The following is a 25,597-nucleotide window of genomic DNA, read 5'->3' as shown; positions in this document are numbered from 1 at the left end:
CACAAAATTTTTTCTAAAAATTTAAATTTTAAAACAAAAAGCTATGCAAAATTAAATTTTTTTTTGTTACAATATGTGTTTAAAATACTCTAAAATATAAAATCAATAAAGGCAAAAAATTATGTATGATGAAAGAATAATCAACACAATGACAGATAAAGTAAATGAGCTTTTGGCTAAATATAATGAAGTATGTGAAATAAATGAAAATTTAAGAAATGAATTAGTGAGCGTAAAAGCACAAAATGAAGCTAAAAACAATCAAATTGCGCGTTTGGAAGAAGAGCTTAAAAATAAAAATATTGAAAGTGAAGATGTGATCAAAAAAATAGAGGCAGTTCTTGGCAAACAATAATCAAAGAAAAGTTACAATCAATGTCTATGCGAAAGACTTTGTTGTAACATGCAGTAATGAATTTGCGAATCATCTTGAAGATGAAATTGCTTTAATTTCTGGAGGCACAGGTAAGATAGAACTTGCAAATTTCATTAATGCTTTTGTAAAACTTAGCTACGAAAACTATATCTTAAAAAAAGAACTCAACAAACTTATAAACACTATCGATGAAGAAATACAATAAATGCAAGTAAAAAAAGCTTTTACTTTAGTAGAGCTTATTTTTTGTATGATGATTATTGCTATTCTTAGCACAATTGCTTATCCGTATTTTTCTTTTGGAAAAAATGATGCTAAACTTATCCAAGCAAAAAGTGAGGTAGAGCTCATCAATGCTTCTTTGGCCTTACTCAAAAATCAGTTTTTATTTAAAGAAAGTAAGGATTTTCCAGCCATTTTAGATGAAGCTTTGATAAATAGTGAAAATCAAAAATTATTTTTTTGTGATAGTTTGCAAAATTACAAAAAAACAAATCATTGTACATATAGTGTATTAGATAAGCCAATTGTTTCAAGTAAAAAATCATGGATGAAAATAGCAAGTACTCAATATAGATTTTTTATAAATGCTAAAAATTACATAGATTTTTCTTATAATAGTGAAAAAGTTTTTTTAGAATGTGTGAGTTTAAATTGTAAGGATTATGGGTTTTGAATTTTTATCAACTTGCTATAAAAGGATATTATTTAGATACCTTAATTTATGAAAGTGAAGAAGAAATTGAAATTTTAGATGAAGTGATAGTTGATCTTGCAAGGAAAAAAAATCTCAAAGCTATAATTTTACAAAAATGTTCAAAGCCTGATTTTAAAACCCAAGCTATAAAAGAAAAAATAGGTTTTAAACTAACGCAATACCAATACGAACTTGCTCAATTTATTGCTTATTATTATGCTAGTAAAATAGCTTTTGTTTTGGGTATGTTTGAAAGCATTAAAGAGTATAAAAATGAAAAAATTCATATAGAAAAAGCACCTAGTTTAAGTAAAAACCAGCAAGAGGCTTTGGAATTTATAAAAACTAAACAAACTAGTTTATTATTTGGCGATACAGGAAGTGGTAAAACTGAAATTTATATTAGCTTGATAAAAGAATATCTAGAGCAAGGAAAGCAAGTTTTGCTTTTAATGCCAGAAATCGCTCTAACTCCGCAAATGCAAAAAAGATTAAAAGTGTATTTTGGTGAGCATTTTTTCTTGTGGCATTCTAAAATTACTAAGAAAAAAAAGCAAGAATACTTGCAAGATTTAACAAATTCAAAAGCTCTTTTGGTGGTGGGAGCTAGATCGGCTTTGTTTTTACCTTTTAAGAATTTGGGTTTGATTATTATTGATGAAGAGCATGATAATTCTTATAAAGCTTCTAATAATCCAAAAATCAATGCAAGAGATTTGGCTTTATTTGTAGCAAAAAAAATGCATATAAAAGTTCTTTTAGGTTCGGCTACTCCAAGTGTTGTAAGTTATTATAAACATCCTTGTTTTAGACTTAAAGGAACCTTTTTTGAAAGCAAAAAGCAGTTTTTATATGATGAGAGCGAGCTTAGCGTCTCGTCAAAATTACTTTTAGAATTAAAAATTAGCTTAAGAAATAAAAAGCAAGCTGTGGTATTTTTACCTACAAGGGCAAATTTTAGACAAATTTTATGTAAAGAATGTGCTAATACCATTAAATGCCCTTTTTGTTCTATTGCTTTGAGTTTGCACAAAAATAAAAATGCATTAAAATGTCATTATTGCAATTTTACTAAAGAAATCGATCAAACCTGCCCAACTTGCAATGGAGTTATGCTTGAAGCTAAAAAAATGGGCACAGCAGAGCTTTGCGAGCTTTTAGAAAGAGAATTAGCTGAGTTTAATCCTATCATAAAAAGATTTGATAGTGATGAGATTAGCAGTGTAAAAAAGCTTGATATGATTTTAAAAGATTTTAACCAAGAAAAAATTGATATTTTAGTAGGCACTTCTATGCTTGCTAAAGGACATGATTATCATAATGTGGATTTGAGTGTGATTTTGGGGCTTGATGAGTATTTATTTAGACCTAATTTTAAAGCTTTAGAAGAGACTTTGGCTCTTGCTATGCAAGTAGCAGGTCGTGCAGGTCGTAAGGGTGAGGGTAGGGTGCTTTTACAAACTAAGAATAGATCTTTTTTTGAAAAATATATACAAGATTATGATAGTTTTTTAAAAGATGAATTAAATTCTAGAAGTGAGCTTTACCCTCCATTTAAAAGACTTTTAAGGTTAATTATTGAAGATGAGGATAAAAACAAAGCTTTAAATTTATGTGAATTTATAGCTAATAAAGTTCAAGAATTAAAACAAGTGCAATTAGTAGGTCATGGTGCTTGTGGCATTGAAATGCTAAATAAAAAATGGCGTTTTTATGTATTATTGCGTGCTAATACTCATCAAGAACTTGTAAAATTTGAGCACTTTGCTTTAAATTTTAAAAATATTACTTGCGATATAGATCCGGTTGATTTTAGTTAAAGAATTTTTCAAATTCTTGGTAATATTTCCATGATTTCACAATATCAGGGCGGAAATTTTTAATATGTATTAGTTCTTTATCTAATATATCTTTGAGTTTTAGCCTTGCTGTTTTGTTTTTCTTGAGATAGTCTAATACTTCATCTTCTTTCATAAGATTTGTTTCTGTGTAGTCAACAATTTCTTTGATTGCATCTAAAAAATTGGATAAATATTGTTTGATTCTTGCATAATTTTTATGATTTAAAAATTTAGATATTTTATTTTTATCGATATAAATGCCAATGTTATTTTTAAGATCATTATTGCTAATGTAGGAAAAAATATTTATTTGTTCGTTGCTTATATGATATCTATTAATAATTAATTTTATTTCATAATCTACTTGAAAAATTAAAGGAAGTAAATATCTTATATAACCTCTAAATTCTTTTCTTTTAAAAAGATTTTCATCATTATGGGGGGGGGTAAAATCAAATTTATCTGCCAAGTTAATAAAAGTATTATAAGCTTTCTTTTCGTTTAAATCGCACATATCTATATAAGTAATATTGTTTGTGTTAATTTTATTAAGTAGAGTATGCATTATAAAAGTATTTTCTAGTAAATTTTCAAAATCATCTTTCATGTAAGTTTTGTTTGGTTTTAAAAAATTAATATATTCTTGGTAGTTAAAATTTAAGTTAAAATTCTGATTATAGTTTCTTTGAACTTTACTCCAATCTCTTCCATATGAATGTTTTAATAAGGATATGGGATCTCGTGTTTGAATTAGTATAGGTATATCATAACTAATTAAATTTAAATATTTATCCAAATCTAAAATATTTGTCTCGGATATATTAATAGCTGTTTGAGAGTATTGAAGAAGTGATTTAAAATTTAAATTATATCTGTAATATCCGTTGTTTGGAGATACCCAAGAAGCAGAGCAATAAACATTGCATGCTTCATTGAGTAGTGTTAAAAAAGCAGCAGCGCCAACACCATGAGGGGAAATATAGATAAATTTAGCATTTTCTAGAGGTATGTTTAGTTTCCAAGCAAGTTTTGCGCAATAATCACTAGGTTCTATATCGATATTTTTTGGATTTACTAATGGTGGATAAGTCTTATTTTCATATTGTTTAAAATCGTCACTATTAAGCCAAGCTGTAATATGATTTATATTATCTAGTATAAATTTTTGAAAAAAATAATCTTGATTGGTTTTGAGTGAATTTAATAAAAAATTTGCTTTTTTGCTATCTAAATGAGCTGATAAAAAATTAAGTAAATTTTCCATATTAAATCCTTGATATTTTTAGATTAAATTATTAAAATTATATAAAAATATTTTTAGAGTGATTTTAATGACAAGATATAAAACAAGACAAATAAAAGTAGGCGATATTTTAATAGGTGGTGATGCACCTATTTCTGTGCAATCCATGCTTTTTACTAAAACAAGAGATATTGAAGGTTGTTTAGAGCAACTTAATAGGCTTTATTTTGCCGGTGCAAATATAGTGCGTTTAGCTTGTTTGGACATGGCAGATGCAAGAGCTTTAAAAGAAATCAAAGCAAAAAGTCCCTTGCCTTTAATAGTGGATATACATTTTAATCATAAGCTAGCAGTTTTTTGTGCTGAATTTATCGATGGGGTGAGAATTAATCCGGGAAATATAGGCTCAAAAGAAAATATAAAAGAAGTGGTGCAAGCTTGTAAACAAAGAAAAATTCCTATTAGAATAGGGATAAATCATGGCTCTATAGAAAAGCAATTTAGCGATAAATATGGTTATAATATAGAGGCTATGCTTGAGAGCGCTTTATATAATATAAAATTACTAGAAGATTTAGACTTTTTTGACATTAAAATTTCTATGAAAACTTCAGATGTGCAAAATACCATAAAAGCTTATGAAGCTCTAAGACCACTTTGTGATTATCCGTTTCATTTAGGGGTTACTGAAGCAGGAACTAAATTTCATAGTACGGTTAAAAGTTCGATTGCTTTAGGAAATTTGCTTTTAAAAGGTATAGGCGATACAATGAGAGTTTCTATGACAGGGGAACTTGAAGAAGAGATTAAGGTAGCAAGGGCTATTTTGCAAGATAGTGGAGTGCAAAAGAGTGGAGTAAATATCATCTCATGCCCAACTTGTGGAAGAATTCAAAGCGATTTGATTAAAGCGATTAAGATAGTAGAAGAAAAAACTAAACATATAAAAGAACCATTAAATATAAGTGTTATGGGTTGTGTTGTAAATGCCTTGGGTGAGGCTAAGGGCGCTGATGTGGCTATTGCTTTTGGAAAAAATCAAGGTTTAGTTATAAGACATGGTGAAGTGGTAGCAAAATTAAAAGAAGATGAGCTTGTTGATAGATTTTTACTTGAAGTAGAAGATGAAGTAAAACTTAGAGAAAAAGATTAATTTTTTTCTAAGTAAGTTTTTTGCATATTTTGTAATTTTTTAGAAATTTTTACTTTATAAATACTTGGATTTTGAAGTTTTTTTAGTTTAAAATCCAAACTATCAACACTTTTTTTATGATACTCTTGAATATTTTTCAAGTTAGGAAGCCCATAGATTAATTTTCCATCTTTAAAAATAAGCTCATGTAAATTTTTATATGTATAACCTTGATAATTTTTGATACTCTCATCATGTGTATATAAAATATCAAAACTTGCTTTATTATTTTTATAATACCTTATGAGTTTTTTAAAATGTGGCAAGGTTGTTTTGCTTGAGCTTGCGCTGATTTTTATTTTAGGGATGATTTGATTGTTTTTTTCTAATGCAACAAGCTTATAAACAGCTCCAAAAATAGGCGAGCTTGCTGAAGTAATAAGCTTTTCTCCAATACCAAAAGCATCGATTGGAGCTTCGTTTTTTAGTAATTTTTCTATGATGAACTCATCTAAGGCATTACTAGCTATGATTTTGCATTTTGTTAAGCTAACAAGATCTAGTTTTTTTCTAATATATTTAGAGATTTTCAGCAAATCTCCTGAATCAATACGGATGGAATAATTTTGCATAGAATCTTGCGCATTTAACTCATTAAAAACTAAAATAGCATTTTCAATACCTTTTTTATAATCATATGTATCAATCAAAAGACTTATATTATCTTTATAAATTTGACAATATGCTCTAAAAGCACTTGGCTCATCATCAAACATTTGTACCCAAGCATGAGACATGGTTCCACTAATAGGAATATTAAATTTTTTCCCAGCTAAAGTACAAGCACTTGCATGAAAACCACCTATAAAAGCAGCTCTAGCACCATTTAAAGCTGCGCTTTCTCCATGGGCTCTGCGAGAGCCAAATTCTAAGAGTAATTTTTCTTTTGCAATTTGAGCAATTCTGCTAGCTTTAGTGGCAATTAGACATTGATGATTTAGGGTTAAAAGTATGAAAGTTTCTAATAATAAAGCTTCTATTATAGGTGCTTTGATGATCATTAAAGGTGTATTAGCAAAAATACATTCACCTTCTTTAACACTTAGTATATCTCCACTAAATTTTAAAGTTGAAAGGTAGTTTACAAAATCATCATCAAATTTTTTAGTATTTTTCAAAAAATCTATGTCATCTTTAGAGAAAGAAAAATGATTAATATGATTTATGATTTGTTCTAATCCACAAAAAATAGCATAAGAAGCACTATCAGGAGCTTTTCTAAAAAAAACTTCAAAATAAACAATCTGCTTATGCATATTTTGTTTAAAATAAGCATAAGCCATACTTAGTTCGTAAAAATCACATAATAATGAAGAATTCATATAAGGATTTTTACTTACAAATTAATCCATTTGACGACGCAAGAAAGCAGGAACATCAAGTTGAGAAATCACTTCCTCATCAAATCCACCGCTAGCTTTGCGCAAATTCATATAGCTATTTTTTTTACTTTCTTCTTGTTCTTTAGCACTTTCTATTTCAGCTTTATCTTCAAAACCTGTAGCAATGATAGTTACTTCAACACGATCGCCCATGCTTTCATCAGTAGTTGCACCAAAGATTACTTTTGCATTTTCATCTGCTATATCGCTAATGCTTTGAGTAGCTTGTGAAATTTCTATCAATGAGCATTCAGGTCCAATTTTATAATGGATAATCACGCCCTTAACGCCTTTCATGGTCATACCATCTAATAATGGAGATTCTATAGCACTTGATAATGCGTCCATGATAGCATTTTCACCTTCTCCATGACCCACACCCATTAAAGCTAAACCTCTATGGCTCATAACAGTTCTAACATCTGCAAAGTCAACATTGATATCGCCATCTTCTAAAAGAATAGACACCATACCTCTAACAGCTCTAGCTAAGATATCATCAACTAGTTTGAATGCTTCTTTTATACCTGCTTTTTTTGGAAGTATGCTAAGAAGTTTTTCATTTTGGATTACAATGATAGAATCACTTTCTTTTTTTAATTCAGCCAAGCCAGCTTCAGCTAATTTTTTTCTTTGTTTTCCTTCAAAAGCAAAAGGCATAGTTACAACTGAAACAGTTAATGCGCCTACTTCTTTAGCAGCTTGTGCTACAACAGGAGCTGCACCTGTACCAGTTCCACCACCAAGTCCTGCTGAAATGAATACTATATCACTTTGACTTAAAGCTGCTTTTACTTCTTCAAAGCTTTCTCTTGCACTTTCTGCTCCAATTTCTGGTTGCATGCCAGCACCTAAACCTTTAGTTTTTTTCTCACCTAGTTGAATTCTAGTTTTTGCTAAAGATTTTGCTATAGCTTGTGCATCAGTATTTGCTGAGATAAGATCAAGATCATGTAAACCCATATTTACCATATGATCTATCATATTACCGCCACCGCCACCGCAGCCTATGACTTTTATTTTTGCACCTTTTGCGTGTTGCATTTCTTCTACTAGATATTCGCTCATTGTATCTCCTATTAGAACTGGTTTATTAATTTATTCCAAAAATTATGCATAAAACTTGATTTTTTATCTTTTTTGGTTTCAACTTTTGTTAATTCTGTTTTTTCATCTTCAAAATCTCTCTGTTCTTGAAAAATTTCTTCAAAATTTTTATTTTCTTCTTCATGTTCTTCTATGGTGAGATTTTGTTTTATCTGTTTGTTGATAAATTCAGGCTCTCCTTTGTATCTTAGTTTTTCATTAGAATCTAATTCATAAGGAGTAAAATGTCCACCACCATATAAACAAAGACCTATAGCGCAGCTATTTTCTGCATCTTCAAAAATTTCTTTAAAGCCATCCATAGTATCTTTTTTTGCGGTCGCTATTCTAACAGCTTTATTATCAAAATAAGCTGAAGCAAGTTTGTCAAGTCCTGCAAATTTTGTCATTCCACCTGTTAATACTATGCCTGCTCCTGCTTGATTTGCACAAGCATTATCACTTAGCATTTTAGCTAAAATAATAATAGTTTCTTCAATTCTTGCATAAATAACATTAGATATAACTTCTACTGAAACTTCATTTTTTCTTTTTTCATCACCCATATATGGAATTTGTATAATTGAGTTTTCATTTTGTGCTAAAGATGCATAATTTAATTTTAGTTTTTCTGCTTCTTTTGGTGGGGTATGCAAAGCTATGGATAAATCATTAGTGATATTTACTGAACCAATTTGTAAGCATTCATTATATCGTATAGAATTACCCGCATGAATGACCATATCGCAAACCGCTCCACCCATATCGATTAAAATAGCACCTAGTTCTTTTTCACTATCATCAAAGCATGCGATAGAAGAAGCATATCCTGAAAGAACGATATTATCTACTCTAAGATCAGCAAGCTCAACTGCTTTTTTTAGATTTTTAATATGCACTTCTTGCGAGATTACAATATGTGTAGAAACTTCAAGACGATTTCCACTCATTCCCAAAGGATCTTCTACATGCTCAAGATCATTTACTTTAAAATTATAAGGCAATACATGAATGATTTCATATCCACTAGGTATATTTGCGGTATGTTTTGCTGTGCTTACTGCTCTGTGAATTTCTTTAATACCTATTTCATGATTTGGTATATTAACTACACCTATACTGTCTACACTTTTTGCATAAGCACCTGAAATAGATACAATTACTTTATCATAATGCACACCTGACATCATTTGTGCATCGGCTACTGCCTCTTCTATAGATTTTGAAGCAAGCTCTATATTGGTAATTGCTCCTTTTTTTATACCATTTGATTTTGATTTTCCAAAACCAATGATTTTAAGTCCTTCTTCACTTTTTTGTGCCAAAATAGCACAAGTTTGTATTGAGCCTAAATCAATTCCTAAAATATTCAATTTGTATTTCCTTTATAATAGCGTTGGATTGGATATAATTCTATAAGTTTTTTTAATAATTCTTCCTTAAGTAAAGCTTGTTTAGTTTGTTTGGCACTTTGTTCTATGATAAATTTATAAATTTCTTCTTTATCTTTGTTTTCTAGAGTTTGCTTTGTAATTTCATAAACTATTGCTTTATCATCAAATAAAACATAAGATTTAGCTTTATTTGAGTCAAATACATGCATTAAAAACTCACTAAATTCAGCATCATTTATCATTTCACCTACTTTTGCCCCTTTACTTGAGTCGCGACTATAAGTTCCTATATCTATGCCTTGGAAATTATTTAGGGCAAGCTTTGCTTTTTCTTCTAATAAAGTTTTAGTTTTTTCTCTGATGTAAAGTTTGCTCACTTCATTTTTGGCTTGCTCAAAAGTCATAGTCTGTATAGGATTTATTTTTATAAGTTTTGCAATCATATAGCCATTTTCAAATTTAAAAGGCTTAATAAAATCATTTTCTTTAGCTTTTTGTATGTTTTCTAAAGGGTAATAAATATCAGCATCGCTTATTGTGATGTTTTTGTCAAAACTAAGCTTGTTTTTTCTCAAAGCAACATAGCTTTCATTAGCTTTAAGTTTAAGCTTGGAAAGTTTTAAATCTTTTATAACTTTATCTTTGCTTTGTTCTAAGCTTAGAATTTTTCCTGCAAAATCTTTATAGCCATTTTTATTTTCTTCATAGTAAGCTTGAATTTCTTTATCAACAACTGTGATTGTATTAGGATCTAAAAAATAAGTTGTAAGCTCATAGCTTTTTTGTGTTTTATATAGGTTTTTGTTTTTTTCCCAAGTTTGTTTTAGTTCTTTTTCATCAATAGGAATATTTTTATTATCAAGTTTTATTATTTGAATTTTTAAATTATCTTGCATTAAAAAACTTGCACTAAACATATCAAGCTCATTTTGTTTGATTTGTAAATTTAAAATAGCATTGATTTTTTTAAGCAATAATTCATCATGGATAATTTTTTCATAAGCTTTTGGTGTATAGTTGTTTCTTGCAAGTAAATTATAATATAAATCTTTATCAAAAACACCTGAAGCATTATGAAAGATTTTTTGATGCGCTAAATCATAAGCAATTTCTTCTTCGCTTACATTTAAACCTAAAGTTTTAGCATAAGAAAGCAGAAGTTTTTCTTGTATAAGTTCATTGATAGCTTGAGTATCTAAGCCATCTTTTTGTGCTTGTTCTTGTGTATAATTGCCATTGTTTAATTGTGAGTAGTAGTTAAATAATTGAGAATATTTTAGATTAAATTCATCATAGCTTATTTTTTCATCGCCTACTTTTGCAACAGAATTTGATCTATCGGTGTTAAAATCATAACTTCCCCAGCCAACAAAACCTGCTCCAACAAAAGCAATAACACTAATCCAAATAGTAATAACTAAATATTTTTTATGATGCTGCATCCAAGTGAGCATTTTTACCCCAATCCATAATTAATTAAATTAAACCATAAATTATAGGTAATTTGTGATTAATAAAAAATTAATTTTATGATTTTATGATAAATTTGTCTCTGCTAAATGGATAATTTTACAAGAATTCTCGATTAAATCTATTATTTTTCCAAGTTCATAGCTTGTTCTTCCATAAGCAAATATTCCATATCCTTTCACAACGACAAAATTTTGTTTTTGTTCTAACATATAACGATAAATTTCAGTTTGCGATCTATCATCCCAATCCTCATAACTTTTAGGATTGTAAACTCGAATTTCTTCTAAAAAAATTTCTCCAAAATAATCTTGAGGTGTTATGAAATCATGATTTAAACTCATGGATAAGGTATAAGCTGGATAAGCAAAACATACGAATTTAGCTTCAGGTATATTTTCATATATGCTTTTATGTATTTCACTATCGCTGCTTGCTTCATCCCAGCTATAATCTTTTGCAAATTTTAAGATACTTAAATTTTTTTCATCTAATTGATTCAAAAAAGCATTGCTTTTGTTGATAATAAATGAGCCTTGGGAAAGTTTTGCTGAAACAGAACCATGGCAAATTCCAAAAAAATTTTTTTTAAACATTGATGAGGATAGAATTTGAATTTGGGAAATAATATTTTCTTTATTCATTAAAAACCTTGTTTTAAACTTAGCTAAGGTATTATACTAAAAAATATTAAAAGGTATATTTTGCAAAGTCCACATATTCCTGTTTTATTACAAGAAGTTTTAAATACTTTTGATGATTTTGATAGCGGAGATTTTTTAGATTGTACTTTGGGTTATGGAGGGCATTCTAAAGCATTATTGCAAGCTCATGAAAAATTAAGATTAATTGCTTGCGATAAAGATTTAGAGGCTTTAAGTTTTTCCAAAGAGTTTTTAAAAAATTTTCAAGATAGAATAAGTTTTAATCATATAGGTTTTAAAGATATTTTAACTCAAATTTCAACGCAAAACATAAGAGGAATTTTAGCTGATATTGGTGTATCTTCTTTGCAGCTTGATAAAAATGATAGGGGTTTTTCACTAAATTCTGATTTTTTAGATATGAGAATGGATCAAAATAATCCTTTAAGTGCTAAAGAAGTGGTAAATTCTTACAACAAGGAAGCTTTAGAACGAATTTTTAAAGACTATGGAGATCTGGCGCCAGTTGCTTCAATGCTTGCTCAAAAAATTATCAATGCAAGAAGTCAAAAAGAGATTACAAGTGCAAAAGAATTAAGTCAAATTATAGGAAATGCTAAGTTAAAAGGACGCAATGTATCTTTAGCCTTGCTCGTATTTCAAGCTTTGCGTATAGAAGTAAATAATGAACTTGGTGAGTTAAAATCCTTACTTGAAAATATAGAAAAAGCAAAATTAAAAGATTGTAAATTAGCTATTATTAGCTTTCATTCTTTAGAGGATAGAATAGTAAAAAATACTTTTAAAAGATGGGAAAAAGACTGCATTTGTGATGAAAGAGCTATAAAATGCGAATGCGGTAAAGGACATAGTCTTGGTAAAATTTTAAGTAAAAAAGCTATAAGTGCCTCCAAAGAAGAAATAAGCTATAATAGTAGATCAAGTTGTGCAAAAATGAGAATTTTTTATTTTAGGTAAATAATGATTGAAGATGATTTTTTAAAAGAAAAACAAAATATACGCGAAAAAATGTTGAAATATTCTAGGGCTATTAAAGAAGGTAGACCTTATGAAGAGTATGAGCACAATTTCAATGAAAGCGATCGCATATTAAAAAATAGAATACAGCGTAAAAAAAGACCTAAATTTACAGACTTTGATGAAGAATATAAAGAAAAACCTAAAAAACAATCCGCTATTTATTTAAAAGAAGATTTGATAAATGTTAAATTAGAAGAAAAAAAGCCTTTTAAATTACAACTCAATTTTTTCAAAAAGCAAAAAGAAAAATTTGATAAAAAAAATGATAAAAATCTTAAGCCATCTAAAAATGTTAAAACTTTGCAGGAAGTAAAAAAAGTAGAAAAAATACAACAAGAAAAAAAAGATTCTATTCAAATATCTAAAATTCTTACTCAAAGTAATGTCTTTGTTACTTCAAAATTTCAAGATTTAAAAGAAAAAAGAAAAGAAAAAGTCAAACTCAAACAAGAATTAAAAGAGCAAAAAAAAATCGAACAAGAAAAAATAAAAAAAGTTCAAGAAGAATTAAAAGAAAAAGAAAAATTAGCTAAGCAAGAGCAAAAAATTTTAGAAGAAAAGGTAAGGCTTGAAGAAAACCAAGAATATAATCAAGAAGATAAATACGAACTTTTAGATAGCATAGTAAGTGAGGAAAATAAAAATTTAACCCCTAAAAATTTATTATATGCAGGTTTGATGATAGCATTTGCTTTATTGATATTTTTCCCACAAATTTATATTAGAAATCAAATTTATTATGTAAGTAGAGAAATAGCGGATTTAAGATCGCAAGAATTAGTTTTAGATGAAGAAAACAAAGAGCTTCAAAGACAGCTTGAAGCATTGTATTTTCAAAATCAAGTTTTAGACTTTTTAGATTAATCTTGTGTTTGAATGATTTTTTCTAAAACATATTGTTCAAGTTGATTTTTTGGAATTTCTTCTTTAATGGCTTGATTATAAATATTTTCTGCTATTTTTGAATATTTTTCATAAGCAAAATATGGAAAATGTAAAGTCCAGGCTTTTTTCAATAATCTTTTGCTTATTACTTTTCTAGTATAAATTTTAAAAATATCATAGCCAACAAAAACACAAGCGGTAACAAAAATAGCACTCAAGATGCTAATATGAAAATCAATAATTGTTAAAAAATAATGGCTGATGATAAGCATAGGAACTAAAATGGCTATACAAAAAAGGGTATATATAAGATAAGAATTAAATACCTTAAATTTAAAATTTAATTTCGCAGGATCTATCATCATACCTTCATTTAACAAGGCATTTGCTTCTAATAAATCTTTTAAATTAACAGGTTGATTTGAAACTTTAAAAATAAAGTTTAAAATAAATTCTTGTATTTTCATTGTTTTACCTAGTAAGTATGTGATTTTTGTGATTTTAGCATTTTTGTTTTTAAATAAGATAAATTTTAAGTCTTGTAAATGAAATCTTGTGTTAAAATTTACATTATTTTTGCATATAAAGAAAGAAAAAGATGGCAGATTCTAGATTTATGATGAATGTAAAAGGCATAGCTAAAAGTTTTATACCTAGAAAAATTTATCAAAATCAATTACAAAATATTTTCAAAGAGCTTTTAAAATCAAAAAATATAGATAATATTATCACTCGCTTAAATTATTACAATTTGCAAAATGATTTTTTTGATATAAAAAATTTTCAAAATTATGAAAAAATAGGAAAATTTCCCTTTAAAAAAACTTCCTATGCTTATGATGCTTATGCAATTAGTAAATATTTTAATGATGATTTTTTATGGATTGAAGGTTTTGGAGATATTAGTTATAATCTTAAATATCCAAGCATAGCTAAATCAAGACCAGTTGAAAATGGCTTTAATAATATCATTTTAAAATTAGACAAAAACAGACATTTTGATTTTATACAAGATAAGAACCAATTTGAAGATAAAAAAGACTTACTCTTTTTTAGAGGTGCAATTTATCAACCTCATCGTATTAAATTTTTTGAAAAATATTTTGATAATCCTCGTTGCGATATTGCTCATGTTGGCGGTAGAAAAATTCAAGCCGAAAAATGGATTAAAAATTTAAATTTTAAAATTAGCAGAGCCTATCAAACCCAGTTTAAATTTTTACTTTCATTGGAAGGTAATGATGTAGCAAGCAACTTAAAGTGGGCGATGAAAACAAATTCTTTAGTTTTAGCCCCAAAAATGCGTTATGAAACTTGGTTTATGGAAGGAAAGTTAGTTCCAAATGAGCATTTTGCTTTGATTGATGATGATTATGAAAATGTAGAAGCTTTGCTTGATTATTATTTAGCTAATCCACATAGAGCAAAAGAAATCATACAAAATGCTCATGCTTATATAGAGCAATTTTTAGATGAAAAGATAGAATTTTATATAGGAATTTTAGTTTTAGCTAAGTATTTTTATTATTCTAATCAGCTTGATTTACCAAAAGATATTATTAATTTATTTGATTAAAAGGAGAGTTTATGCAAGAGATGGAAATAGTATTTTTAAATGATGAATTTATAAAAGCTAGCGAAGCTAAAGTGAGTATTTTTGATAGAGGTTTTATCTTTGGAGATGGAATTTATGAAGTAGTTCCTGTGGTAAATGCAAAAATAGCTGATAAAGAAGAATTTTGGGAGCGTTTTGAGCGTAGTTTAGCCCAAATTGATCTACAAATTCCTTATACAAAAGAAGAATTTGAAAATATTTTAAAACAATTAATCATTAAAAATTCTCTCAAAGAAGGCGGGCTTTATATGCAAATTACTAGAGGGGTTGCTAGTAGAAATTTTGCTCTTTTAAAGGGGTTAAAACCTACTATTATGGCCTTTGCTTTTGAATGCAAGGTGATTGAGCATGAGTTTGCTAAAAATGGGGTGAGTGTTATTTCAACAGCTGATTTAAGGTGGAAAAGAAGGGATATAAAATCAATTTCTTTATTAGCTCAATGTCTTGCAAAAGAAGAAGCTGTTAAAGCTAAGGTTTTTGAAGCTTTTATGGTAGAAAATGCTTTAGTAACGGAAGCTTCTAGTAGTTCAGCTTTTATTATAAAAGATAAAACTTTAATCACTAAGCCATTTTCTAATGAAATCTTACCAGGAATTCGCCGTAAAAATATCTTAAAATTTGCAAAAGAACTTGATCTTAAAGTAGATCAAAGAGCTTTTAGTATGAAAGAAGTGTATGAGGCTGATGAGGTGTTTATTTCTGCGGCTACTTTTTTGATTTTAGGTGTTATAAAAGCAGATAGTAAGGTAATTAATGATGGTAAGGTGGGCTTTTATACCCAAAAACTAAGAGAAAAATATGTAGAAAAAATTCAAAAAGAGGTTTTTTAATCAAAACCCGCATTAGTAAATTCTTTAGGATTATTAAGAGCGTAGCGGAATTTTTCCCAGTCTATTTGTTTATCCCAAATAGCTACGATTAAAGCTGCTACGCTATTACCACATAAATTTCCCACAGCACGAATTTCAGACATAAATTTATCCACGCCCAAAAGTATAGAAATGGCAGCCACAGGTAAAACCTCGCCCAAACTTGCTCCTAAGCCATTGTTAGCTTCTGCAATGTGCATATTAGATAAAGCCGCAAGTGTACTTCCTAGTATAATAAAACCTGATCCAGTCACACCAACAGCACCTTTTGAGGCTATCATAAGCACTATTAAAATGCTAATTTCATGAGTTAAAGAAAGTTCTACATTAAAAGCTTGAGCAAGGAAAATTAAACTCATAGCTAAATAAATATTAGTACAATCAAGATTAAAACTATATCCAGTTGGTAATACCAAGCCCACAGTGGCTTTTGAAATTCCTGCTTTTTCAAGTTTTCTCATAAGCGGAGCTAATGCTGATTCGCTAGAACTCGTGGCAAAAACTATTAAAACTTCTCTTGAGATAAAACGCATAAATTTAAAAATATTGACTTTAGCAATAAAACAAATAAGCCCTAAAACTCCAAAGATAAAAAGCAAAGAAGCAAGCAACATAACAATAAGTAAATAACCCAAATTTAATAAAGAATCAAGTCCATATTTTGCCACTAAAAAAGCCATTGCAGAAAAAGCAGCGATGGGAGAAAAATACATAATGATTTCTAAGATTTTAAAAACAAAACTTTGCATAATTTCTAAGGTTTTTTGTATAGCTTTTCTCTCATCAATTCTCATAAGTGAAATAATAAAAGCACAAGCTAGAGCTATAACTAAGATTTGCAAAGTTTTTCCCTCGCTAAAAGCAGCTATGATATCAGTAGGTATAGCGTCTTTTAAAATATGCAAAATTTCATTTTGCGCACTTATTTCTATATTTTTATTAACAAATTGAGCCACACTTTCTTGATCTAGAGTGCTTGGATCAAGGTTCATTCCTTTACCAGGTCCCATAATGTTTGCCATAAAAATGCCAATAGCTAAAGCAAAAGTGCTTACTATTTCAAAATAAAGCAAAGCTTTAGCTCCTATGCTTCCAACTTGTTTTAAGCTTTCAAGACTAATAACACCTAAAACAATAGTTAAAAATATAATAGGACCTATGAGAATTTTTAAAGCTTGTATAAAATAATCTACACCGATTTTACTAGCTAATGCAAATTCCTTATCTAATAAGCCAAGGCAAATGCCAGCTATAATTCCTATAATCACCCAAAAACCTAAATTTTTTAACATTTTTTTGAGCTTGCTTGGTTTTTCATGAGTAATAACTAGCATAAAAAACTCCTTGTAATTTTAAAAAACGATACATATTAGCAAAGAAAAACTTATTTTTATTGTTAAAATAAATAAAAAATAAATATAAAAGCTAAAAATAATAATTTTTTATCTTATTTTGTAGATAAAAGTAGCATTTTGTAGTATTTTTGTATGATTTATTATGAAATAAATAATGATAATGTTTATCTAAATTTAAGAAAGCTAGTACTATACTTGTGACTATGATTTTAAAAATGAATATCATTTCGGAGTAAAATAGTGTTTAAAAAAATAAGTTTATTAATGATTTTTTTATTTTGTTCTTTAACACTTGCTAGAGATATTGATTATCAAAAAGAAAGTCAAAATATTAAGCAAATTTTGAATGAAAGTATGGTGTTATATAAAGATAATAAAAATTTAGAAGCTAAGAAAAAAGCTGAAGATGCATATTTTCAGCATTTTGAAACCATGGAAGGCTCTATTGGTCGCAATGTCGGTAGAAAAGTCATTGTGATGGAGCGTAAATTTATTAATTTAAGAAAAATGTATAAAGATAAAGAAGATATTTCTAAGATAGAAGCTTTAATTAGTAGCTTGTATTTTGATTTAGATGAGGTCGTTCCTATATTAGAAAAAGGATTTCAATTAAAAGCCGAAGCTAGTGATATAAATTATGATAAAAAAGCAGCTGAAAGCTCATCTTTAAAAGCAGAAAAAGAGCGTCAAGCGCAAGCTGAAGCTATGTTTGCATCTTTACTTGGAGAGGATATTAAAGGACAAGCATCATCAAATTTGACTCAAAATTCAACTACTCAAGAGCAAAATATCCAAAAAGATGAAACATTATTAGCCTTACAAGAAGCTTCAGCTATGGATGCAAGATTGCAATTTTTAATGGATTCAATGATTTCAAAACTTGATCAAGCAGCATTGGCTTTTGTAAATAAAGATTACCAAAAAGCTAAAGATTTAATCCAATCAGCATTATTCGAAGATTATAGAAATTCAAAGGTAGAAGTTTTAGTAGCAAGATACACAAAAGCGGGTATGGATAAAAAAATTCAAACAAAACTTAGAACTATAATAAGAAAAATCAACAATAACACTTTGGATGAAAAAGCTATAAGAGATGAAATTTCAGACATATCAGATTTATTATATGAAGCATTCCTAGCTTTACCCAAAGAAGAATTAGCTTTACTTCAGGTTAAAGGCTTTGATGAAAGTGTTATGAGTACTAAAAACTATACTAAAGTATATGATGATATAAAAATTGCACTTAATAATATTTTACAAAATTATGATGGTTTTAATTTAAATAGCATAGATGCTTTACAAAATGTTTATTTGGATATTTTTGAAGCAAGTGGTATGGAAAGTAAAATTGGTGCTATTGATAGTGCTTTAAAATTAAAAATAGAAAGTTATTTTTCAAAAGGTGTTGCACTTATTAAAGCAAGTGCTTCTAAAGAAGAATTAAAACAGAATTTTGATGAGCTTGGTGCATTAATTGAAAATTCTTTGGATAAAATTCAAGAATCTTCACCTATGTCTTTATTTATATGGGCTTTGGGTATTATCTTAAGAGAAGGTTTAGAGGCTTTAATCATTGTTGTAGCCATAGTTTCATATTTAGTTCAAAGTGGCAATAAAAAGCGTTTAAGTATAGTATATTCAGCACTTTGGAGTGGAGTATTTTTAAGTTTTGTAACTGCATTTTTTATTTCATGGATTTTTAAAGAACAAGCAGGGCAAAGTAGAGAATTTTTAGAGGGCATTACTATGCTTGTGGCTGTTGCATTACTATTTTATGTCGGTTTTTGGCTTTTATCAAATGCGCAAAATAAAAAATGGGCAAATTATGTAAAAACTCAAGCAGTTGAAGCTATCTCAAATAATTCAGCAAAAACTTTATGGTTTAGTGTGTTTTTAGCTGTATACAGAGAAGGTGCTGAAACTATTCTTTTTTATCAAGCTTTATTATTTGATGCAAAAACAAGCACAGATTATAGTTTTATATTTATAGGATTAGCTAGTGGATTAATTATACTTATAATACTTTATTATTTATTAAAAGCTGGTGCTTTAAAAATACCAGTAAAACAATTTTTCTATATAACTTCATACATTATTTTTTATATGGTCTTTGTCTTTACAGGCAAAGGCATTGGTGAGCTCATAGAAGCCAAGGTTATTACACCAAGCTTACTTCCTTTTGATTTTGAAGGAATTTTATGGCTTGGAATTTATCCTTACTATGAGAGCATCATACCTCAGTTTATGGTTTTAATCTTACTCATTATGGGTATTTTTATAACAAAGCAAATTTCAAATAAAAGGGAAAAAATATGAAAAAAACTTTATTAAGTTTGGGTGCAGCAGCTAGTATTTTAGCTAGTTCAGTTTTTGCAGCAGAGGTGCCAATTGGCGATCCTTATGAGTTAAATGGTATGGAAATAGCAGCAGTTTATTTACAGCCAATCGAAATGGAGCCAAGAGGGATTGATCTTGCAGCAAGTTTAGCAGATATTCACCTTGAAGCAGATATTCATGCATTAAAGGGCAATAAAAATGGCTTTCCAGAAGGTTTTTGGATTCCTTATTTAACTATAGCTTATAAACTAACTAATCTTGACAATGGTAAAGTAAAAACAGGAACTCTTATGCCTATGGTAGCAGATGATGGCCCTCACTATGGTGCAAATTTAAAAATGGATACAGGCATAGGAAACTATGAGTTAGTATTTTTAATAGAAAGCCCAGAAAAACAAGGTTTTGGACGCCATGTTGATAAAGAAACGGGTGTTGGTAAATGGTTTGAGCCATTTTCAGTTAAATACAACTTTAAATACACAGGAAAACCTAAGTGATTTTTTCCCTAGCTTTTTGCTAGGGTTTATTTATAAAATTATTGATTTTATAAATAAATTCTATCAAAGAAGAGCCCATGTCGATTTATTTTGTACATTTTTTTGGAGTATTTTTTTCTTACGCACTTTTAAGTGCTTTATTTTTTTATAATCTAAAAAATTCTTTAGTGTTTAAACTTGCTTTTGTGGGTTTTGTTTTTTCTTATTTTGCTTTTTTTATTAGCGCTAAAACACTAAGTTATGATTTGTTGTATTTTTCTAATGATGTTTTATTTGTTTTATTGTTTTTAAGTGTTATCATTTTTTCTTTTATAAAAAATAATTTTTTAAAAGAAAAAATTCAAGCAATATTGCTTTTTTTATTATCTTTTGCTTTTGGTATAAAATACTTACATATTTCTATCGACTTTCCTATATTAAGCACTAATTTTTTAGATTCTTTAGCGATTAGTTCTTTTGGGCTTATTTTGCTTGCTTTTGTGATGTGTTTTGGGGTTTATCTTTTTACAAGATGGCTAAGGGAATTTAAATTTAAATTTTTAAATTTATTTTTACTCATTATCGTGATTTTTTATCTAAATGAAGCTTTAGCACAAATTTTATTGCACCTTATGAGAGAAGGTGTGATAGAAACAGAAAGTTTATATTTAAGCTATGTGGCAAAAAGTGTATATTATGCTAAATTCTATACATATATATGGTTTTTATTGCTAGGAATTTGTATAGTTTTAGCTTTAAAGCAAAGAGTGAGTGAAAACAGCAAGAAAAAAGATTTTGATATAGAATTTAGAAAAAATCAAGCAAAAAATTCAACTATAACTAATTTTAGTGCAAGTATTTTTAGTGCTATGATTTTAAGTCTTTGTATTTTTCTCTTTTATGACTTGCATGCTTCAAGACCAATCACCATAGACGAGCCAACCTATGTAGAGCCAAATGAAAATAATGAATTTGTTTTTGATGTGGCAATATTAAGAGATAATAACTTACATCGCTTTGCTTATATTAGCGATGAGGGTAAAGTGGTAAGATTTTTCTTAATTAACAAAAGAGAAGATAAAGACTCTCCAGTAGCAGTTTTTGATGCTTGTAGTATATGTGGAGATATGGGGTATGTTAAAAAAGGTGGAGAGTTAATTTGTATTTCATGTAATGTTAGAATTTTCTTACCAAGTGTAGGTAAGGCAGGTGGGTGTAATCCTATCCCTATGAAATATAAATTTGAAAATGGTAAAGTTATCATACCTTTTTCAGAAATTTTAGATGGGGTAAATTTTTTCACTCAAGTAGTAGAAAAGAAAGTTTATGATCCTATTGATCATACCGAGCTTATTAACTTAAAAGCACCAAGATCTTATGTTTATAAAGGAAGAACATATTTTTTTGCTAATGAAAAAAATTATGAAGAGTTTAAAAACGATCCTTTAAAATACATCGATATGAATAAATCTTCAAAATATAGAATTCATAATTTATTAGGAAATGACTATGCAAGTTAAGATTGTAAAAAACTCTATTTTTCAAAATAAAATCCAAAAATCTCTAGCCTTACTAACGATTTTTTTAGCTACTTTACTTATGGCTACTATGTTAAATCTTACTTTGGGTATAGGTAATGAAATTACAAAAGAATTAAGAAGTTATGGATCAAACATTTTAGTTTTACCTAAAGGTGCAAGTTTGAGTGTAGAAGTGGGTAATAAAATTTATGAGCCTTTGAAAAATCAAAATTTTTTAGAAGAAAACAAGCTCCATACTATAAAAGAAATTTTTTGGAGAAATAATATCAATGCCTTTGCGCCATTTTTAGATACTCAGGTAAAAATTCAAACTCCAAATGCAAATTATGAAAATATCTCTTTAGTGGGAACTTATTTTGATAAGGCTATAAAGATTCAAGATGATGATGATTTTTATGCAGGTATTAAAGAATTATACAAATATAGTCAAATCAAAGGAAATTACCCAAAAGATGATAGTTTAGATGAAATAATGCTAGGAATAGATTTAGCACAAAAGTATGATTTAAAAATAGATGATGAAATCACCCTTGTGCAAAATGATCAAATTTTTAAAGTAAAAATTGTTGGTATTATGGATTTAACTCAAGCTTTTTCAAATAAAATCATCACTTCTTTACTTTTAGCACAAAAGCTTTCTAAAAAAGAAGGTTTATTCTCAAAAGCAGAAGTTTCAGCTTTGACTATACCTGAAAATGATTTAGCACAAAAAGCAAGACGCGATGTAGATAGTCTTGATCAGCTTGAGTATGATCAGTGGTATTGCACTGCTTATGTAAGTTCTATTGCCTATCAAATTGCAGAAGATTTTAAAGGTGCAAGCACAAAAGTAGTGAGTGCTATTTCAGATGCAGAAAGTTTGATAGTATCTAAAATTCAATCTTTAATGGCAGTAGTTAGCATTATATGCTTAATCGTAGCTTCCATAGCCATATCATCTTTAATGAGTGCGGATATTTTTAGAAGAAAAAGTGAAATAGGGCTTTTAAAAGCTTTAGGTGCTAGCACTTTGCAAATTTATATGATTTTTGCGTTAGAAGGGGTTGTGGTAGCTTTAGTTGGGGCTGTTTTGGGCTTTGCTTTTGGTATAGGTATGTCAGAGATTATCGCCTTGAGTATATTTGAACATACCATTGAAATTTCCTGGATTATCCTACCAATTTGTTTATTTTTTGCAGTGCTTATAGTATTTTTAGGATGTTTGTTTTCTATCAAAGGAATTTCTAAACTTTCTACTTCAGAGGTTTTATATGGGAAATAATTTTTTTATGCAAGAGGTTTTTAAATCTCTTATTTTTTCTTATAAAAGAGTTTGTATTATTTTTATAGCTGTGTTTATGGGTGCTATGGTAAGTGCTTCGTTTTTTAATATTTATTTTGATATTGACACAAAATTGTCCAAAGAATTAAAAGCCTATGGAGCTAATTTTATCATCACGCCAAAAGATGATGAGTTTTTAAGCATGGATGAATTTAATCAAGCCAAAGAAAACTTGAAAGCAAAAGCTTTAACCCCATTTTTATATGGTTTTTATAATCTTGAAAGTTCAAGTGCGGTAGTTGTTGGGGTTGATTTTGCAAATTTAAAGCTTACCAAGCCTTTTATGGAGGTTTTAAAAGGAAGCTTTTCTTTGAGTGATTTTAGTGAAGATAGTGCCTTTGTGGGGGCTGATTTAGCTAAACAATTAGAGCTTAAAATAGGACAAGAATTGCAAATTTATAACCCAAGTATATCTAAAATAGTCAAAGTAAAAATCAAAGCTATTTTAAGAAGCAATGATGAGCAAGATGGGGTTTTAATCATCTCTTTAAAAAAAGCTCAAGAGTTAGCAGCTAAAGAAGTGATAAATTATGCTCAAGCTATTTTACTAGGTGATTATGAAAGCTTAGATCAAAAAGCAAAAGAACTTAGCAAGGCTAATGTAGAAGCCAAAGTCATAGCTTCAGTATCCATTAGTGAAGGTGTGATTTTAGAAAAGATCAAGGCTTTGATGGCTTTGATTAGTTTAACTATTTTGCTCATCAGTTCTTTGAGTGTAAATACCACTCTTAGCGCAGTGATTTTTTCAAGAAAAAAAGAAATAGCCTTGCACCTTGCACTAGGAGCTAAGCATAAAGAAGTTATTAAACTTTTTGGAGCTGAAGTGTTTATTTTAAGCTTGAGTGCGAGTTTGCTCGGCGCTTTTTGCGGATATTTTTTAGCAAATATTTTTGGATATTTGATTTTTAATGCAAGTATAGATTTTAGATTGTTTTCAGTGTTTTTTGCGGTGCTTGTTTCTTTAGTATTTGCATTTTTTGCAAGTATCTTACCGCTAAAAAAAGCTTTAAAAATCAATGTTTGTGAAAATTTAAAGGGTGAGTGATGAAAAATATTATAAAAATTTCAAATTTAAATCGTAATTTTAATGAAGTTAAAGCTTTGCAAAATATCAACCTAGAAGTAAAGCAAGGCGAATGGCTAGCCATTATGGGCCCATCAGGTTCAGGTAAATCAACACTTTTAAATATACTTTCTTTAATGGATACTCAAAGTAGTGGGGAGTATTTTTTAGATGATAAAGAAGTTGGAAATTTAAGTGAAGAAGAAAAAAGCGTAATTAGAAGAGAAAAAATAGGTTTGATTTTTCAACAATTTCATTTAATACCTTATTTAAATGCTTTAGAAAATGTTATGCTAGCTCAGTTTTATCACTCAAGTATAGAACAAAAAGACGCTATAATGGCACTAGAAAAAGTAGGGCTTTCACACAGACTTACGCATTTACCTAGCCAATTAAGTGGCGGGGAGCAACAAAGGCTATGTATAGCAAGAGCTTTAGTGAATGATCCTGAAATTTTATTAGCAGATGAGCCAACTGGAAATTTAGATGAGGCAAATGAAAAAAATATTCTAGAGCTTTTTTGTAAATTAAAACAAGATGGTAAAACCATAGTTTTAATCACTCACAATCCAGACTTAGCTACTTTTGCTGATAGAACTATCATTTTAAGCCATGGAGTGATGAAAAGTGAAAATTAAGAGTATAATTTTAGCTTGTTTATGTTTAGTTTTTTTAAGTGCATGTTTTGAAAACAACAATAAAAATGGCGGCAAAGTAGGCTTAAAAGCACCAGAAATCGCAGCTAAAAATTTAGAAGGTGAGAAAATCAAACTAGCTGATTTTGATAATCTCATTGTTTTAACCTTTGTAGAGCAAGGTTGTGCATCTTGTTTAAAAGACTTACCACTCTTGGAAAAACTAGCTAGCGAATACCCTAAAAAAATCACTATTTTAGCACTTGATTCTGTGGATAAGGGGAAAGATTTTGAAGAATTTGCTACAAAATATGATTATAAAAATATTATATTTTTGCAAGATGATTTAGATATATCATGGCAAAGATTTAACATTTTTGCAGTACCAACAACTTTTGTCATTAAAGATGGAGTTGTGCAAGATAAAATCATAGGAGAAAAACCATGGTCACAACTAAAAGCTTCTATTGCTTCTTGGCTTTAATAAGTGTTTTTTTCTTTAGCGCATGCTCAAATAATGAATTTCAAACCTTAAATTCAAGTCAAAACTATACTTTTAAATACGATGGTTTTGAAAAAACCTTAAAAACACAAAATGCAAATCAAGCTTATGCTTTATTTTTTTTCACGCAAGATTGTGGTGCGTGTAATGCGCAAATTCCTATGCTAAACGAGCTTTATAAAGAAAGAAACTTTCCTATTTTAGCAGTGTTAAATGGAGCTAAGTCAAAAGAAGAAGCTCAAAAAATTCTTTTGGAAAAAAAGTTAGATTTGCCACTTTTATATGAAGCTAAAGCAAGTTCATTTTTGTCTAAAGCTGTGGGTGGAATTTATGGTGTGCCTGTGATAGTTTTTTATGATGAAAAAGGCAAAATAAATGAAAAATTCATCGGACTTACTCCAAAAAGTGTTTTAGAAAATAAGATTAAATTTTTACAGTAATTTTTTTATTAAAAGTATTAATATTGTTGTATTTGCAGTATTTAAGATATTTTTTATCTTAAAATATTTTTAAGTAAAAATTTATAAATAAAATATTAATATTCCAAGTTCATTATCAAAATATTGTCAATGAATATTGTAAAACACACAAACAAATAATGAATCAATCAAATACATTAACTATTTTTGAAA

General features: G+C 28.6%; 25 protein-coding genes. 17 read left to right on the top strand and 8 right to left on the bottom strand.

Translation table 11 applies throughout. From position 1 onward, the window contains the following. Positions 1-121: 121 nt before the first annotated feature. From CAMP5063_RS06105 to CAMP5063_RS06090, 4 genes are read left to right on the top strand one after another with little or no spacing between them, the layout of a single operon-like run. Positions 122-355: a hypothetical protein gene (locus tag CAMP5063_RS06105; protein ID WP_012661890.1), complete on the top strand. Its 234-nt coding sequence runs from the start codon at positions 122-124 to the stop codon at positions 353-355. Continuing rightward, entirely contained in the window at positions 342-581 is a 240-nt protein-coding gene (locus CAMP5063_RS06100; protein ID WP_133319896.1) for a hypothetical protein, read from the top strand. The genes CAMP5063_RS06105 and CAMP5063_RS06100 overlap by 14 nt, the downstream gene beginning before the upstream one ends. Then, the gene (locus tag CAMP5063_RS06095) at positions 582-1,052 is read left to right on the top strand and encodes a type II secretion system protein (protein WP_263669941.1); all 471 of its coding nucleotides are present in this window, start codon (positions 582-584) and stop codon (positions 1,050-1,052) included. Beyond that, positions 1,049-2,893, top strand: a complete 1,845-nt coding sequence (locus CAMP5063_RS06090; protein WP_264283924.1) for a primosomal protein N' — start codon at positions 1,049-1,051, stop codon at positions 2,891-2,893. The genes CAMP5063_RS06095 and CAMP5063_RS06090 overlap by 4 nt, the downstream gene beginning before the upstream one ends. Here CAMP5063_RS06090 and CAMP5063_RS06085 read toward each other — a convergent pair. Beyond that, positions 2,886-4,178, bottom strand: a complete 1,293-nt coding sequence (locus CAMP5063_RS06085) for a DUF2972 domain-containing protein (RefSeq protein WP_337194996.1) — start codon at positions 4,176-4,178, stop codon at positions 2,886-2,888. The two genes, CAMP5063_RS06090 and CAMP5063_RS06085, sit on opposite strands and share 8 nt — an antisense overlap. A 67-nt stretch (positions 4,179-4,245) precedes the next feature. Between CAMP5063_RS06085 and ispG the strand changes: the two genes are divergently transcribed. After that, complete coding sequence (ispG, locus tag CAMP5063_RS06080; RefSeq protein WP_442863212.1) at positions 4,246-5,310, top strand: flavodoxin-dependent (E)-4-hydroxy-3-methylbut-2-enyl-diphosphate synthase; 1,065 nt, start codon at positions 4,246-4,248, stop codon at positions 5,308-5,310. On the opposite strand, the gene CAMP5063_RS06075 is transcribed toward ispG, so the two are convergent. The 5 genes from CAMP5063_RS06075 to CAMP5063_RS06055 form a co-directional block, all read right to left on the bottom strand. Then, positions 5,307-6,671: a nicotinate phosphoribosyltransferase gene (locus CAMP5063_RS06075; protein WP_337194995.1), complete on the bottom strand. Its 1,365-nt coding sequence runs from the start codon at positions 6,669-6,671 to the stop codon at positions 5,307-5,309. The two genes, ispG and CAMP5063_RS06075, sit on opposite strands and share 4 nt — an antisense overlap. A gap of 21 nt (positions 6,672-6,692) precedes the next feature. Beyond that, the gene (gene ftsZ / locus CAMP5063_RS06070) at positions 6,693-7,799 is read right to left on the bottom strand and encodes a cell division protein FtsZ (protein WP_039626779.1); all 1,107 of its coding nucleotides are present in this window, start codon (positions 7,797-7,799) and stop codon (positions 6,693-6,695) included. Between the two features lie 11 nt (positions 7,800-7,810). Next, positions 7,811-9,190 (bottom strand): cell division protein FtsA, encoded by a 1,380-nt coding sequence (ftsA, locus tag CAMP5063_RS06065; RefSeq protein WP_220566695.1) that lies wholly within the window; start codon positions 9,188-9,190, stop codon positions 7,811-7,813. Further along, entirely contained in the window at positions 9,187-10,665 is a 1,479-nt protein-coding gene (locus CAMP5063_RS06060) for a peptidylprolyl isomerase (protein WP_263669947.1), read from the bottom strand. Before CAMP5063_RS06060 ends, ftsA begins: the two co-directional genes overlap by 4 nt. A gap of 81 nt (positions 10,666-10,746) precedes the next feature. Further along, a complete protein-coding gene (locus CAMP5063_RS06055; protein WP_263659740.1) occupies positions 10,747-11,325 on the bottom strand; it encodes a class II aldolase and adducin N-terminal domain-containing protein in 579 nt (192 codons plus the stop codon). Between the two features lie 60 nt (positions 11,326-11,385). Between CAMP5063_RS06055 and rsmH the strand changes: the two genes are divergently transcribed. Both rsmH and CAMP5063_RS06045 read left to right on the top strand, forming a co-directional pair. Further along, positions 11,386-12,303: a 16S rRNA (cytosine(1402)-N(4))-methyltransferase RsmH gene (rsmH, locus tag CAMP5063_RS06050; RefSeq protein WP_133319904.1), complete on the top strand. Its 918-nt coding sequence runs from the start codon at positions 11,386-11,388 to the stop codon at positions 12,301-12,303. A 3-nt stretch (positions 12,304-12,306) separates the two neighbouring features. Beyond that, positions 12,307-13,230, top strand: coding sequence for a hypothetical protein (locus tag CAMP5063_RS06045; protein ID WP_337194994.1), 924 nt, complete (start codon positions 12,307-12,309; stop codon positions 13,228-13,230). On the opposite strand, the gene CAMP5063_RS06040 is transcribed toward CAMP5063_RS06045, so the two are convergent. Next, positions 13,227-13,718, bottom strand: a complete 492-nt coding sequence (locus tag CAMP5063_RS06040; RefSeq protein ID WP_133319905.1) for a hypothetical protein — start codon at positions 13,716-13,718, stop codon at positions 13,227-13,229. The genes CAMP5063_RS06045 and CAMP5063_RS06040 overlap by 4 nt on opposite strands. Positions 13,719-13,849: 131 nt before the next feature. On the opposite strand from CAMP5063_RS06040, the gene CAMP5063_RS06035 reads away from it, so the two are divergent. Both CAMP5063_RS06035 and CAMP5063_RS06030 read left to right on the top strand, forming a co-directional pair. Beyond that, positions 13,850-14,827 (top strand): glycosyl transferase family 90, encoded by a 978-nt coding sequence (locus tag CAMP5063_RS06035; RefSeq protein ID WP_337194993.1) that lies wholly within the window; start codon positions 13,850-13,852, stop codon positions 14,825-14,827. 11 nt (positions 14,828-14,838) lie between these two features. Beyond that, positions 14,839-15,696, top strand: coding sequence for a D-amino acid aminotransferase (locus tag CAMP5063_RS06030; RefSeq protein WP_263671185.1), 858 nt, complete (start codon positions 14,839-14,841; stop codon positions 15,694-15,696). Here CAMP5063_RS06030 and CAMP5063_RS06025 read toward each other — a convergent pair. Next, complete coding sequence (locus CAMP5063_RS06025; RefSeq protein WP_337194992.1) at positions 15,693-17,069, bottom strand: cation:dicarboxylate symporter family transporter; 1,377 nt, start codon at positions 17,067-17,069, stop codon at positions 15,693-15,695. The two genes, CAMP5063_RS06030 and CAMP5063_RS06025, sit on opposite strands and share 4 nt — an antisense overlap. 285 nt (positions 17,070-17,354) lie before the next feature. On the opposite strand from CAMP5063_RS06025, the gene CAMP5063_RS06020 reads away from it, so the two are divergent. From CAMP5063_RS06020 to CAMP5063_RS05985, 8 genes are all read left to right on the top strand, one after another. Further along, positions 17,355-19,406 (top strand): FTR1 family iron permease, encoded by a 2,052-nt coding sequence (locus CAMP5063_RS06020; RefSeq protein ID WP_263672900.1) that lies wholly within the window; start codon positions 17,355-17,357, stop codon positions 19,404-19,406. Further along, the gene (locus CAMP5063_RS06015) at positions 19,403-19,924 is read left to right on the top strand and encodes a ferrirhodotorulic acid transporter, periplasmic binding protein (protein WP_012661874.1); all 522 of its coding nucleotides are present in this window, start codon (positions 19,403-19,405) and stop codon (positions 19,922-19,924) included. Before CAMP5063_RS06020 ends, CAMP5063_RS06015 begins: the two co-directional genes overlap by 4 nt. A gap of 77 nt (positions 19,925-20,001) precedes the next feature. After that, positions 20,002-21,423: a Fe-S-containing protein gene (locus CAMP5063_RS06010; protein WP_133319909.1), complete on the top strand. Its 1,422-nt coding sequence runs from the start codon at positions 20,002-20,004 to the stop codon at positions 21,421-21,423. Continuing rightward, a complete protein-coding gene (locus tag CAMP5063_RS06005; RefSeq protein WP_133319910.1) occupies positions 21,413-22,705 on the top strand; it encodes an ABC transporter permease in 1,293 nt (430 codons plus the stop codon). The genes CAMP5063_RS06010 and CAMP5063_RS06005 overlap by 11 nt, the downstream gene beginning before the upstream one ends. After that, complete coding sequence (locus CAMP5063_RS06000) at positions 22,695-23,810, top strand: ABC transporter permease (protein WP_263665458.1); 1,116 nt, start codon at positions 22,695-22,697, stop codon at positions 23,808-23,810. Before CAMP5063_RS06005 ends, CAMP5063_RS06000 begins: the two co-directional genes overlap by 11 nt. Then, on the top strand, positions 23,810-24,466 hold the full coding sequence (locus CAMP5063_RS05995; RefSeq protein WP_012661870.1) for an ABC transporter ATP-binding protein: 657 nt from the start codon (positions 23,810-23,812) through the stop codon (positions 24,464-24,466). The genes CAMP5063_RS06000 and CAMP5063_RS05995 overlap by 1 nt, the downstream gene beginning before the upstream one ends. Beyond that, positions 24,456-24,947 carry a TlpA family protein disulfide reductase gene (locus tag CAMP5063_RS05990; RefSeq protein WP_263669958.1) on the top strand — a complete coding sequence of 164 codons (492 nt, stop codon included), beginning with the start codon at positions 24,456-24,458 and terminating at the stop codon, positions 24,945-24,947. Before CAMP5063_RS05995 ends, CAMP5063_RS05990 begins: the two co-directional genes overlap by 11 nt. Next, the gene (locus CAMP5063_RS05985) at positions 24,908-25,405 is read left to right on the top strand and encodes a TlpA family protein disulfide reductase (protein WP_337194991.1); all 498 of its coding nucleotides are present in this window, start codon (positions 24,908-24,910) and stop codon (positions 25,403-25,405) included. Before CAMP5063_RS05990 ends, CAMP5063_RS05985 begins: the two co-directional genes overlap by 40 nt. Positions 25,406-25,597 lie beyond the last annotated feature (192 nt).

Source organism: Campylobacter sp. RM5063 (assembly GCF_024723655.1).
GTDB classification, from domain to species: domain Bacteria; phylum Campylobacterota; class Campylobacteria; order Campylobacterales; family Campylobacteraceae; genus Campylobacter_D; species Campylobacter_D lari_D.
This window is presented reverse-complemented; position numbering and strand designations above follow the sequence as displayed.

Coding starts and splice junctions, on each gene's coding strand:
- CAMP5063_RS06105 (WP_012661890.1), top strand. CDS start 122: ATGTATGATGAAAGAATAATCAACACAATGACAGATAAAGTAAATGAG.
- CAMP5063_RS06095 (WP_263669941.1), top strand. CDS start 582: ATGCAAGTAAAAAAAGCTTTTACTTTAGTAGAGCTTATTTTTTGTATG.
- CAMP5063_RS06085 (WP_337194996.1), bottom strand. CDS start 4,178: ATGGAAAATTTACTTAATTTTTTATCAGCTCATTTAGATAGCAAAAAA.
- ispG (WP_442863212.1), top strand. CDS start 4,246: ATGACAAGATATAAAACAAGACAAATAAAAGTAGGCGATATTTTAATA.
- CAMP5063_RS06075 (WP_337194995.1), bottom strand. CDS start 6,671: ATGAATTCTTCATTATTATGTGATTTTTACGAACTAAGTATGGCTTAT.
- ftsZ (WP_039626779.1), bottom strand. CDS start 7,799: ATGAGCGAATATCTAGTAGAAGAAATGCAACACGCAAAAGGTGCAAAA.
- CAMP5063_RS06060 (WP_263669947.1), bottom strand. CDS start 10,665: ATGCTCACTTGGATGCAGCATCATAAAAAATATTTAGTTATTACTATT.
- CAMP5063_RS06055 (WP_263659740.1), bottom strand. CDS start 11,325: ATGAATAAAGAAAATATTATTTCCCAAATTCAAATTCTATCCTCATCA.
- CAMP5063_RS06045 (WP_337194994.1), top strand. CDS start 12,307: ATGATTGAAGATGATTTTTTAAAAGAAAAACAAAATATACGCGAAAAA.
- CAMP5063_RS06040 (WP_133319905.1), bottom strand. CDS start 13,718: ATGAAAATACAAGAATTTATTTTAAACTTTATTTTTAAAGTTTCAAAT.
- CAMP5063_RS06035 (WP_337194993.1), top strand. CDS start 13,850: ATGGCAGATTCTAGATTTATGATGAATGTAAAAGGCATAGCTAAAAGT.
- CAMP5063_RS06030 (WP_263671185.1), top strand. CDS start 14,839: ATGCAAGAGATGGAAATAGTATTTTTAAATGATGAATTTATAAAAGCT.
- CAMP5063_RS06025 (WP_337194992.1), bottom strand. CDS start 17,069: ATGCTAGTTATTACTCATGAAAAACCAAGCAAGCTCAAAAAAATGTTA.
- CAMP5063_RS06020 (WP_263672900.1), top strand. CDS start 17,355: ATGATTTTTTTATTTTGTTCTTTAACACTTGCTAGAGATATTGATTAT.
- CAMP5063_RS06015 (WP_012661874.1), top strand. CDS start 19,403: ATGAAAAAAACTTTATTAAGTTTGGGTGCAGCAGCTAGTATTTTAGCT.
- CAMP5063_RS06010 (WP_133319909.1), top strand. CDS start 20,002: ATGTCGATTTATTTTGTACATTTTTTTGGAGTATTTTTTTCTTACGCA.
- CAMP5063_RS06005 (WP_133319910.1), top strand. CDS start 21,413: ATGCAAGTTAAGATTGTAAAAAACTCTATTTTTCAAAATAAAATCCAA.
- CAMP5063_RS06000 (WP_263665458.1), top strand. CDS start 22,695: ATGGGAAATAATTTTTTTATGCAAGAGGTTTTTAAATCTCTTATTTTT.
- CAMP5063_RS05995 (WP_012661870.1), top strand. CDS start 23,810: ATGAAAAATATTATAAAAATTTCAAATTTAAATCGTAATTTTAATGAA.
- CAMP5063_RS05985 (WP_337194991.1), top strand. CDS start 24,908: ATGGTCACAACTAAAAGCTTCTATTGCTTCTTGGCTTTAATAAGTGTT.